An 11,516-nucleotide genomic window follows, 5' to 3' on the forward strand; every position below is an offset into this window, starting at 1 on the left:
AGTATGAACTACTCGGACCTCGGCAGCAGCGGGCTGCGCATCAGTGAAGTGTCTTTCGGATGTATGTCGCTCGGGATGGACGATGCCGCCAACGCGCGCATCCTCCATCGTGCGGTGGAACTGGGCATCAACTTTTTCGATACGGCAGACCTGTACGACAAGGGCTTCAACGAAAGCACCGTCGGCAAGGCGCTGAAAGAAAAACGGAAAGACGTCATCATCGCCACCAAAGCCGGCAACCAGTGGCGGGCCGACGGGTCGGGGTGGGACTGGAACCCGCGGAAGGAGTACATCCTGGCGTGTGCGGACAAAAGCCTGCAGCGCCTGCAAACCGATTACATCGACCTGTACCAGTTGCACGGCGGAACGATGGATGACCCGATCGACGAAACCATCGAAGCGTTCGAGCTACTGAAACAACAGGGGAAAATCCGCCACTACGGCATTTCTTCGATCCGCCCCAATGTGATCCGCGAATATGCGAAGCGCAGCAACATCGTGAGCGTGATGATGCAATACAGCCTGCTCGACCGCCGGCCGGAAGTTTCCTGTTTGCCCGTTCTCGAGCACCATCACATCGGTGTGCTGGCCCGCGGCAGTCTGGCAAAGGGTTTGCTGGCGGGGAAGCCCGCGGTCGACTATCTCCATCTTTCGAAAAAGGAAGTGGAAAACGCGCAGGCCGCAATTTTGGAAGTGTCAGGCAAACACCGTACAACTGCGCAATCCGCCGTGAAATTCGTGCTCATGCATCCTGCGGTAACGAGCGCGGTGGCGGGTTTGAGAACGATCGAACAATTGGAGGACGCGGCGGCGGAAGCGCCGCGGTTCAACGAAGCGGAATACGAAATGCTTACCGCCAGTGTACCGGTGCGGGAGTATGAAAATTATGTCTGACTTTAATTTGGTAGTATTCGCTTTTATTTTTACGTTTGATGGTACAGGGTAGTATATCAACAGTCAACCAGAACCTAACGGATTATCCTTGCCGGCCAACAAAATATATGATGAACAATTGATTCTGCGGAAGATTGCAGGAGGCGACGAGCCTGCATTCAGGGAATTATTTGACGAATACCGCGGACGGCTTTTCGCATTCGTTTCGAAATTCATCCGGTCGGAGCAGGTGGCAGAAGAGCTGGTGCTCGACGTTTTCATGAAAATATGGCTGGGGCGCGAACTGCTGGCGCAGGTCCGCAATTTCGACGCGTTCCTTTTCAGGGTGGCGCACAACAAATCCATCGACTTTCTGCGAGCAGCGGCCAAAGACAGCGCGCTCCGCGAGCTTCTCTGGGAAGACATCCAGGCGGCAGCCGGGGAGCGGCCGGACATGCAGTTGCAGCAACGCGAATTCGAGGGGAAACTGCGCAGGGCGGTGGAATTGCTTCCGCCGCAAGCGCGAAAAGTATATCAACTCAGCCGCGAATCCGACATGAGCCACGACCAGATCGCCACCCAATTACAGATATCCCGTTCTACCGTCAATAATCACATCGTAGCGGCGCAGCGGTTCATCCGCAGCTACCTGTCCAGAGAAATGGACCTGGCCCTGCTGATCCTCTTCCTGGGCAGGGTATAAAAAAATATTTCCGCATCCACTAGTTACTCCCGCTTTTTTATCCGTCTTACTTCATTGACAGCCGCAAACGCTGCCTATCCAACATTTGCATGAACGATCAGGAACACAAATGGGAATTGCTCTGTAGCCGGTACCTCAGCGGAACGATCTCGCGGGAGGAACTGGACGAAATGCTGCGCATGGCGGAGCATGGCGATGATTTGCCCGGGCTGTCGGCCGTTATGCGCCGGAACTGGGACGATGCGAAGCAAAGCGGCGCCGGTTCGCACCTCGACTGGAACGATAAATACCGCCAGTTGATGGAGGAGGCCGAAGCGATCAGTCCTGCCATCCGCCGGCAAACCCCCATCCGCCGGCATTCCTGGAAACGCCTGGCCGCTGCGGCCGCGGTGCTGCTCGTTTTGGGCGTGGCGGCGTGGATCTTTATCAGCCGGCGGTCTGCCGATCAAAGCTACGCTCAACATATAGCCACCCAATCCGGGCGCGACATCCTGCCCGGCACCAACGGCGCGATATTGACGCTGGGCAACGGCGACCGAATTGTGCTGGACAGTGCCGGCACGGGTACGCTGGCGGTGCAGGGCGGAATGGCCGTGATCCAAGGCAGTGGCGGGTTGCGGTACGACGGGAAGGAAAAGAACGGGAAGGATGTGGTGTTCAATACCGTGCAAACACCCCGTGGCAAACAGTTCCGGCTGCTGCTGGCAGACGGTACGGCCGTGTGGCTGAACGCGGCTTCCTCGATCCGGTTCCCGGCGGCGTTCGCCGGAGCGGAAAGGCGGGTGGAGATCAGCGGGGAAGCGTATTTCGAAGTGGCGAAGCAGGAAGGGATGCCTTTTGTGGTGATGAGCCGCGGGATGGAAGTACGGGTGCTGGGCACGCATTTCAACGTGCAGGCGTATGAAGACGAGGCGGCCATGGAAACGACGCTGCTGGAAGGGAGCGTGGAGATTTCGGCCGGCGGGCAGCAACGGAGGCTCCGGCCCGGCGAGCAATCGATCGTGAACGGGGAAGGGGAGATCAAGGTACAGCATGAAGTGAACACAGACGCCGTGATGGCGTGGAAAAACGGATATTTTTCTTTCGACCAGACCAGCCTTTACGCCGTGATGCGCCAGTTGGCACGTTGGTACGACGTGGAGATCGAGTATGAAGGGCGGATCCCGGACAGGCGTTTCGGGGGCGATATTTCCCGGAACTCGAAGGCATCGGAAGTACTGCGCATTTTGGAGGCATCCAATGTGCATTTCAGGATAGAAGACAAGAAAATAATAGTAATGCCTTAATTGAAACCGCCCTGAGGTGAGAGTCAGGGCGGCGGAAGTCCGGGTATCGTCCCTATAAAGGAAGAATTTAGCGATAACAGCATTTTATCACCCAAACCTGTACGAAAGTATGCAAAAAATTCTACGTGGCGCCCGGTATTTCCGACCTGGGCCGAGTCCCAAAATCTATTTGTGTATGAAGCTGACAGCCGCCTTTCTCCTGGCTTTCTGTTTGCAGATCAGCGCCAAAACCTTTTCCCAGAACGTGACGATTTCGCAGCGGAATGTATCACTGGAAAAGATTTTCCGTGCCATCAAGAAGCAAACCGGGTATGCATTTTTTTATGACGAGTCGTTGCTCCGGAAAGCCGGAAGCGTTTCCCTGGACGTCACCAACGAACGCCTGGAAACGGTGCTGGACCTCTGCTTCGCCCGGCAGCCGCTGGGTTACACCATCGTAGGCAATACGGTGGTGGTGAAGGAAAAAGCAACGGCGGACGTGGCGGAAGCGCGGTTCGCGGAAGTGCGCGGTGTGGTGTCTGACTCCACCGGCCAGCGGCTCCAGGGCGTTACCGTTCGCGTGAAAGGCACCACGCGCGGAACGTCTACCAACGCCCGCGGCGAGTTCACCGTGGAAGCGAAGGCCGGAGACGTGCTCCAGTTCAGCTTCATCGGTTTCACCAACCAGGAAGTGACCGTAGGTGCCGGCCTCCAGGTCAACATCGTGCTCCGCGAAAACTCGCAGACGCTCGAAAACGTGGTGGTAACGGCGCTCGGCATCACGAAAAAAGACCGCAAGCTCGGATATGCGCTCACCACCGTAAAAGGTGAAGAAGTGCAGCGCGCCAACACGATTTCTCCCATCACCGCGCTCCAGGGCAAGGTGGCCGGCCTCAACATCAACGTGATGGGCGCGGCCGGGGTACAATCTTCCCCCTCCATCATCATCCGCGGGGCCAAATCGCTGGACAAAAACAACCAGCCGATCTTCGTGGTGGATGGTATGGTGATCGAAACCAATACCTACGATGCAGACGGGGTAGACCAGGGCTCCCAGCTCAAGAACCTCAACCCGGACGATTATGAAAGCATCACCGTGCTCAAGGGCGCGGCGGCCACGAGCCTTTACGGCACCCGCGGGGCCAACGGCGCGATCGTCATCACGTCCAAGAAAGGCGCCTCCGGGCAGGGGATCGGCGTTTCCTTCAACAGTACCTACCAGTCGCAGGTGATCTACCGCAACGGCCTCCCCCTGCAAGACGTCTACGGCTCCGGCTCCGCTTTTTTCCGCGAAGGCAACTGGAAGCCCGATGGCACGCAGGTGGCCACCTCCTACAGCTTCGGCCCGAAAATGGACGGCAGCATGCACCCCTCCGTTTACGATCCCGCCAAAATGGTCCCTTTTTCCCCGCAGTCCAATAACTGGAAAACCTTCTTCCAGAACGGGAACTATATCAATAACAACGTCGCCATTTCCGGCGGCAGCGAAAACGTGACGTACCGCCTTTCCTATTCCAACCTCCGGAACGACGGAACGCTCCCCAACAACCAGGTGAAAAGGAACAACTTCGACTTCCGCACCACGGGTAAGATCAACAACGTATTTTCCCTGGAAGCCGGCGCCACCTATGCTTTGACGGATGCCCGCAATCCATACGGACAAGGCCGTTACTACTGGACCGGCGGCGAAAACCTCGGCTTCCTCACTTATTATTCCGTACCGCGCAATACCGATCTGGCCGACTGGAAAGCGAATTACCGCCTGCCCGATAACTCCATGCGCTCTTACGGTTATTCGCAGTACGACAACGTCGTGAATGCAGCCTTCAACCGGTTCGACAACCGCGATAACAACCGCCGCGAGAAATCACTGCTGGCGTACCTCCAACTGAAAGCGCAGCTGAACGAATGGATCGATGTATCTGCGAAAGCCAACATCAACAGCTATAAAATCTTCTCCGAACAGAAGGAAAAAGGCAGCGGGAAATTCCATTCCGGTGGTTATTATTCCGTTGGCGGCGATTACCGCTCTTCCTACAACTACCTGTTCATGGCCCATGGCGCCCGCAAAGCCCTGAACGGCGATCTCGACATCGATGTTCGCCTGTACAACGAGTATTACGGAAACGGCGTGCGCGAAGAATATGGCGCCAATACCAACGGCGGCCTCATCGTTCCCAACGTGTTCACGCTCACCAACTCCGTGAACGATATCACGAACCAGCGCCGCTACAGCTACCGTTCGCCCGATTCGCGTGCCGCAGCCGTGGGCGCGATCCTGAACTTCGGCTGGAAAGATTATCTGAACCTGGAACTGACAGGTCGTAACGACTGGCTGTCTTCCCTCATGTATCCCGAAGGCGTGCCGGGCGAGAACAATTTCTCCGTTTTCTATCCTTCCGTGAACGTGTCCTGGGCTTTCAGCGACATGTGGAAAAGCGCCATGCCGGCCTGGCTGAGCTTCGGCAAGCTGCGTGCTTCGCTGGCCTGGGTGGGTAAAGGTACGGACCCTTACCAGACGAGCTTCGGCAGCTACCTGCAGGGCACTACCCTCAACGGCGCCGGCCAGTCTGTAGTAACGGCCACCATGCAGAACGCGAACGTGCTGCCCATCATGGACCTGAAGCCCGAGATCCAGCGCTCCCTGGAACTGGGTACCAACCTCTCGTTCCTGAACGACCGTGTGAGCCTGGACTTTGCCTGGTACCGCACCAACACTTTCAACCAGATCATCACCATCCCCAACCCGATAGAGACCGGGTATAGCCTCCGCCGTATCAATGCCGGCAATATCCAGAACCAGGGGATCGAAGTGCTGGTGAACGTGACGCCCGTGCGCAGCAAGAACTTCCGCTGGGACGTGTCGGCCAACTTCACCCGCAACCGCGGCAAGATCATTTCCCTGCACCCGTCGCTGCAAGCGCGCGAGCTCATGGGCGATTATGATGGCGCCGGCGTTTGGGCTTATGAAGGCGGCGACTTTGGTGTGCTGACGGCCAACTCTTCCTGGCGCGAGCGCGACCCGGCCACCGGGTTCCCGCTGATCAGCGTGGGCGGTTATGCAGAAAGCACAGACCCCGAAAGGAAACATAAATTCATGCAGTATTCCTGGGTGCCGAAACAGTTCAAGCCCGGTGAGCGTCAAACCATCGGCCGCGTAGAGCCCGATTGGCTGGCAGGTGTGAACACTAACCTGCGTTATAAGGATTTCCAGCTGTACATGCAGGTGGATGCGCGCGTAGGCGGCAAGGCTTACTCCGAAGCCTACAACTACGGCATGCAGCGGGGTAACCTCCTCAACAGCCTCCAGTACCGCGACCAGGAAAACGGCGGCGTGGCCCGTACGGATTCCTACAACGGCAAAACGATTTACGATGGCGCCGTTCCCGATGCCGTGTTCAGAGCGGGCGAGAAATCTCCCATCAATGGCAAGGATATCGGTGGCATGACGTTCAGACAGGCATATGAAGCCGGCCTCGTGGAGCCCTGGAAAGCCGCCAGCTATTACCTGAACTCCTATGGCTGGGGGACTTATCTCGACAACGGCTCCGTTACCGACGTATCGTGGGTGATGCTCCGCGAGGTTTCGCTGGGCTACCAGGTGCCGAAAGCCATCGTGAGCAAAATCCGCATGAAAGGCGCAGGCCTCCGGTTCACGGCGCGCAATATCGGGTACCTGTACAACGGCCTGAACGGTGGACAGAACCCCGAATCGCTGCAGAGCAACAACCCCTTCAATCCCATGATCACCGGGGCTGTACCGTTCTCCCGCAATTACGCCGTTACCCTTAACATCAGTTTCTAACCTGCACATCAAAAACGACAATCCACATGAAGCATTTCAATAAACTGGCAATGGGCCTCGTGCTGACCGGCATCATGACGCAGAGCTGCAAAAAGGATTTCCAGGAAGCCAACACGAACCCGCAGGCACTTAACGACACCAAGCCCGAGTTCCTCTTTACCGCCGCCACCATGGACTATTCCATGGCCGGCCGCAGCATGCTCATCTCCAAATACGGATCATCGCTCCGGTATATGCAATACATCACGCCCGACGTTGTCGATAAAGACGCGATGGAAGGCGCTTTCTGCGATCCGGGGAAAACTACCTTCCCCAGCCCCTCCGGCAGCTTCTATTCCGACTACTTCACTTCCACCGGCCGCGATTATAACCGCATCATCGCCAAGATCGACAAGATGGAAGACGGCGCCGTGAAGAAAGGGTACGCCAACCTGCGCTACGTTTGCGAGATCATGAATACCTACGACGCCTGGAAAGTGTCTGACATTTACGGCGGATTGCCTTACAGCCAGGCCTTCAAGGTAACGGAATTCCCCACGCCGAAATTCGACTTCGGATGGGACCTGTACAAAAGTTTCGATAACACCCTGAAAGCAGCCGTAGTAGCACTGTCTGCTACCGTAGACGCAGAACAGATCCCGTTCGTGAAACAGGATTTCTTCTACAACGGCGATAAAGACAAGTGGATCCGTTTCGCCAATACCTTGCGCATCAAGATCGCACAACGTTACGAAAAGCGCGATGCAGCGCACCTGGCGGCGGTGTTGACGGATATCGCCACCAACTTCGGCGGAAAGATCATCTCCAAACAGGACGAATCATTCGGATATACCAACACCCGCGACTGGAATAACAACATCGACGATATCGACGGCATCCAGAACGGATACGTAGCCTCGTTCGCCTTCGTGGAATTCCTTCGCTCCACCAACGATCCGCGCCTGCCGCTGCTCGTTCGCCAGAACGACTGGGGTACCAACTATGCCGGTTACAACGACGTGAAAGCCAACGGCACCGCTGCCGCCAAAGCCACGCTCGATTCCGCGGCCGTGAACTACAGCCGGTATGTAGGCAAACACGTTTTCTCGGCTTCCGCCTCGGCGCCGTACGGCTGGGAAGGACAAACGAAAACCAAACAGTTCACCGTTACTTCCGGCACCGGTACCGCCACGAGAACGCTGAGCTACATTTCCCTCATCAACACCCGGCTGTTCGTGAAGAACGGCGGCTTCAAAGTGGGAAATCCCTCGCTGCATCTCGATGAAACGGTGGTAGACGGCGGCACCATCCCCATGCGCACCAACCTGCTCAACTACGCCGAAGCCTGCTTCATGATGGCGGAAATTGCGGCGAAAGGCGGCAATGGGCTGGGCAAATCCGCCGCGCAATGGTATAACGACGGGGTGACGGCTTCCTTCGATTTCTACAAACAGAAAGGTATCAGCCAGAACCTGCCCGGCGCTGCCGACGCGGTGCTCGGCGATTTCCTCATCCGGTATCCCTACGCCGGCCTCGCCAGCATTTACTCGCAAGCCTGGGTGAATTACCTCACGCAGCCCGAAGAATCCTGGGCCATGTGGAAACGCACGGGTTATCCGCAGTTCGACGATTACCGCGCCGGCGCTGCCAACAAGATCGGTGATGGTTCGGGTATCGCGTACCTCGAAAACCTGTTCAACGGTTCCACGAACCTGACGATCCCGCGCAGGTACATCTTGCCGGTAACCACCGTGCAGATGGCCGGCAGCCTGGAAGCCGCCATCAATGATATGAAGTCGAAAGATGCCGCATATGGCAACGACCGCCTGGATTCACGCGGCCGTATCTGGTGGGACAAACAGTAAAGAATTTATATCAATTGTTCATTTGTATTTTAACGACAAGCTGACCGGTTTCCCGGTCAGCTTTGCCTTTTTATATCAACCTGCGAACTATTATTTTTTCAGCAAACCCTGTCTTTCCAGCGCGGAAACAAGCGCCTTGGTGTAGCTGCGCGAAAAGTCGTCGATCCCGTTGGGGTTCATCGTTTCCGACTGCACGGAAAAAAGCAATGATTCGTTTTGCGCATCGTAGAGGTTGCTTTCGAGGAAGTAAGTCTTATCGGTCGTGTAATACCCCGGGTTGTACATCATCGGGTAATAGTAATTGTAATATCCCCAGAAGCTGCCGTACCAGCCCCAGGCGGGATAGGGTGCGTAGGGGCCGGAGCCGGGCACATAGCGGGTTTCGCTGGTTTTATCTACCACGGCGATGGTGAAGATGGCGTCTGCGCCCAATTCGCGAACTTTATTGAGAATGGCTTCTTTTGACGGAACGTTCTCGCGGGTGAAGTTGGGCGGAAAGATGTCGCCGCTCTTGATCGCCTTGTAGCCCCTGTCCTGCGCCGCAGCGGCCAGGTTGTTCTCAATGGATTGCTTCGCGTTCTGGTTGTGTACCATGGCGGCTATGAAAATAGTGTTGTACGATTTTTCGGGGGAGGGGTTAGACGCCCGCCAGAAATTCGTCACTTGCGTGGTAGTTCCGCAGGCCGCCAGCAGAAATATCACAAACAGGGTAAGATAGTTGTAAGTTTTCATGGTTTTGGTGCTTTTAACTACAATGCTAACAAGCCTTGCGCGGAATTGTTGCGACCAACGGTTATCCACGTATGTTATGGTTGTTCTTTTGGATTGACTTTCAATGGATTGAACCGTCTTTTCCATTATTTGGCGAGCCAAAGCGCATCTACGAACCAGCCTTTTTCGTCCGTGAAATTGCGGATGGGAGAGAAGCCCGTTCGCGCGGCGAGCTCGCGGATGCCTTCCGGTGTGTATTTCTGCGAGATCTCCATGAACACGGGCTCATCTTTCCTGAAACGGATGACCGCACCGCCGATGTGAACGGCCTGGTCGCGGAGGCTGATGAGGAAACTTTTGCAGGCGCCGGACGAGGGGTCGTACGTCGGATAATGCAGGAATTGGTCCCGCTCGAAATCAGCGTCCAGCTCGCGGTTGATACGGGTGAGGAGGTTCAGGTTGAAGTCGCGGGTAAGGCCCTGGCGGTCGTTGTACGCATCCAGCACCTGGCGCGGGTTTTTCTGGAGATCGAAACCGATCAGCAGCATATCTCCCGGGCGCAGCTGCCGGCGCACCTCGCCAAGGAACCCCACGGCTTCCTCCGGCGTAAAATTCCCGATGCTGCTGCCCATGAACATCACTACCCGCGCGGGGCCGGCAGCCTGGCCGGATTTGGCCAGCATGTCCATATACTCGCCGTTGAGGCCCTGCACGTCGAGCCCGGGGATCCTTTCCGGCAGCGTTTCCTGCAAATGACGGATGATGTTGGAAGAGATGTCGATGGGAAAATACCGCACCCCCATCCCCGCGCGCATCCATTCCCGCAAAAGATGCACGGACTTGGAAGCATCTCCCGCTCCCAGCTCCACCAGGTCGGCCTGCGGCGCCACGGCGCGGATGGCGCTGACGATGGCGGGCGACTGCTTTTCGAGGATTTCCATCTCGCAGCGCGTGAGGTAATATTCGGGGCAATGCATGATCTGCTGAAACAGTGCGTCGCCGGCGGCATCGTAAAAGTATTTCGACTGCAGCCTTTTGGGATGCGCCTGCAGCCCTTCCAGCACGTCGCGGAGGAAAGCCTGGCGCGCCCGGGAAAGCGGTGGCGCCGGTGTTGCGGTTACTGTTCTCATAAAGACGGTTTTAAGGTTTTAGCCAGCCGGATGCCTGTGAGCTGCCAGCGAAGGTGCGGATGGAAGAAATTGCGGTATGTGGCCCTGCTATGGCCTGCCGGCGTGAATTCGGACGCGCCGCGCAGCACTTTCTGGTTCACCATGAACTTGCCGTTGTATTCGCCCACGGCTCCGGCTACACGCTCAAAACCGGGATAGGGGAGATACGCGCTTTCCGTCCATTCCCAACGCTGCCCCCAGTCGAAGTTCCCGGACGCCGCTTCCCACTCGAATTCCGTGGGCAGGCGCAAACCTTTCCAGGCGGCGAAGGCCGCGGCTTCGTAAAAGCTGATGTGGGACAGTGTTTCAGCGGGTTCCACGGGTACCAGGCCCTGCAGGGTGTAGTTCATCCATCGGCCATCATCGAAATGCCAGTACATGGGCGATTGGATGTTGTTTCGCTTCACCCAGTCCCAGCCTTCGGCGTGCCAGTACGAGAATTCCTTATACCCGCCGGCGTCTATGAAAGCGAGGAATTCGCCGTTGGTGACGGGCCGGTCGGCAATGGCGTAAGGCTCCAGGTACACTTTATGGCGGCCCAGCTCGTTGTCGTAGCAAAACCCTTCCCCGGCAAACCCGATCTCATACACACCGGCTTCCATATCGATGAAATGCATGGGCGCGGAAGAGGGCGTTTCGGGCGAAGGCGATTCGTTGTACGGCGGAAAAAGCGGGTTGTTGCCGAGGATGTACTTGATATCGTACCACAACAGCTCCTGGTGCTGCTGTTCGTGGTTGCAGCCCAGGGTGATGAGGGTTTCTGCCTCTTCCGGGAGCGGCTGGGCGAGCAGCTGTTCCATGGCGGAATCCACGTATTTGCGGTATTTGTAGATCTCGTCGACGGTCGGGCGGCTGAGGTTGCCGCGGTCTGTCCGGATCACGCGGGCGCCGAGGCTTTCGTAATAGCTGTTGAAAACGAAGTTGAACATGGGATCGAACTCGATGTAGCCCGGCAGGAATTTTTTCAGCACCAGCGTCTCGAAGAACCAGGTGGTATGCCCGAGATGCCACTTGGGAGGGCTCACGTCTTCTACAGGTTGTACCACATAATCCTCTTTTTGTAGCGGACGGCAAATGGTTTCCGTCCATTTGCGGACCTGCGCGTATTGCCGCAGGAGCGCCGTGGGAATAGTTACATCTATCATG

Annotated in this window: 8 protein-coding genes; 5 read left to right on the forward strand and 3 right to left on the reverse strand. The window is 56.7% G+C overall.

Annotated elements, in window-relative coordinates:
- The first annotated feature begins 3 nt into the window (after positions 1-3).
- The 5 genes from ACQKLP_RS20410 to ACQKLP_RS20430 all read left to right on the forward strand — a co-directional run bounded on the left by ACQKLP_RS20410 (position 4) and on the right by ACQKLP_RS20430 (position 8,490).
- Positions 4-894 (forward strand): aldo/keto reductase, encoded by an 891-nt coding sequence (locus ACQKLP_RS20410; RefSeq protein ID WP_427324759.1) that lies wholly within the window; start codon positions 4-6, stop codon positions 892-894.
- A 118-nt stretch (positions 895-1,012) separates the two neighbouring features.
- The gene (locus tag ACQKLP_RS20415) at positions 1,013-1,576 is read left to right on the forward strand and encodes an RNA polymerase sigma-70 factor (protein ID WP_427324760.1); all 564 of its coding nucleotides are present in this window, start codon (positions 1,013-1,015) and stop codon (positions 1,574-1,576) included.
- Positions 1,577-1,665: 89 nt separating this feature from the next.
- Complete coding sequence (locus ACQKLP_RS20420) at positions 1,666-2,862, forward strand: FecR family protein (RefSeq protein ID WP_427324761.1); 1,197 nt, start codon at positions 1,666-1,668, stop codon at positions 2,860-2,862.
- 175 nt (positions 2,863-3,037) lie between these two features.
- Positions 3,038-6,646 carry a SusC/RagA family TonB-linked outer membrane protein gene (locus ACQKLP_RS20425; protein WP_427324762.1) on the forward strand — a complete coding sequence of 1,203 codons (3,609 nt, stop codon included), beginning with the start codon at positions 3,038-3,040 and terminating at the stop codon, positions 6,644-6,646.
- 26 nt (positions 6,647-6,672) lie between these two features.
- A complete protein-coding gene (locus tag ACQKLP_RS20430; protein WP_427324763.1) occupies positions 6,673-8,490 on the forward strand; it encodes a SusD/RagB family nutrient-binding outer membrane lipoprotein in 1,818 nt (605 codons plus the stop codon).
- Positions 8,491-8,580: 90 nt separating this feature from the next.
- Here ACQKLP_RS20430 and ACQKLP_RS20435 read toward each other — a convergent pair whose 3' ends face one another.
- From ACQKLP_RS20435 to egtB, 3 genes are all read right to left on the reverse strand, one after another.
- The gene (locus ACQKLP_RS20435) at positions 8,581-9,222 is read right to left on the reverse strand and encodes a hypothetical protein (protein ID WP_341840798.1); all 642 of its coding nucleotides are present in this window, start codon (positions 9,220-9,222) and stop codon (positions 8,581-8,583) included.
- Between the two features lie 125 nt (positions 9,223-9,347).
- Positions 9,348-10,331, reverse strand: coding sequence for an L-histidine N(alpha)-methyltransferase (gene egtD, locus ACQKLP_RS20440; protein WP_427324764.1), 984 nt, complete (start codon positions 10,329-10,331; stop codon positions 9,348-9,350).
- Entirely contained in the window at positions 10,328-11,515 is a 1,188-nt protein-coding gene (gene egtB / locus ACQKLP_RS20445; RefSeq protein ID WP_427324766.1) for an ergothioneine biosynthesis protein EgtB, read from the reverse strand. Before egtB ends, egtD begins: the two co-directional genes overlap by 4 nt.
- Between the last annotated feature and the right edge of the window lies 1 nt (position 11,516).

It is taken from the genome of Chitinophaga sp. NPDC101104 (assembly GCF_050277495.1).
Taxonomy (GTDB): Bacteria; Bacteroidota; Bacteroidia; order Chitinophagales; family Chitinophagaceae; genus Chitinophaga.

Excerpts from the sequence above, each read along its gene's own strand:
- ACQKLP_RS20425 (WP_427324762.1), top strand. The coding sequence starts at position 3,038 with ATGAAGCTGACAGCCGCCTTTCTCCTGGCTTTCTGTTTGCAGATCAGC.
- ACQKLP_RS20410 (WP_427324759.1), top strand. The coding sequence starts at position 4 with ATGAACTACTCGGACCTCGGCAGCAGCGGGCTGCGCATCAGTGAAGTG.
- ACQKLP_RS20435 (WP_341840798.1), bottom strand. The coding sequence starts at position 9,222 with ATGAAAACTTACAACTATCTTACCCTGTTTGTGATATTTCTGCTGGCG.
- egtD (WP_427324764.1), bottom strand. The coding sequence starts at position 10,331 with ATGAGAACAGTAACCGCAACACCGGCGCCACCGCTTTCCCGGGCGCGC.
- egtB (WP_427324766.1), bottom strand. The coding sequence starts at position 11,515 with ATGATAGATGTAACTATTCCCACGGCGCTCCTGCGGCAATACGCGCAG.
- ACQKLP_RS20430 (WP_427324763.1), top strand. The coding sequence starts at position 6,673 with ATGAAGCATTTCAATAAACTGGCAATGGGCCTCGTGCTGACCGGCATC.
- ACQKLP_RS20420 (WP_427324761.1), top strand. The coding sequence starts at position 1,666 with ATGAACGATCAGGAACACAAATGGGAATTGCTCTGTAGCCGGTACCTC.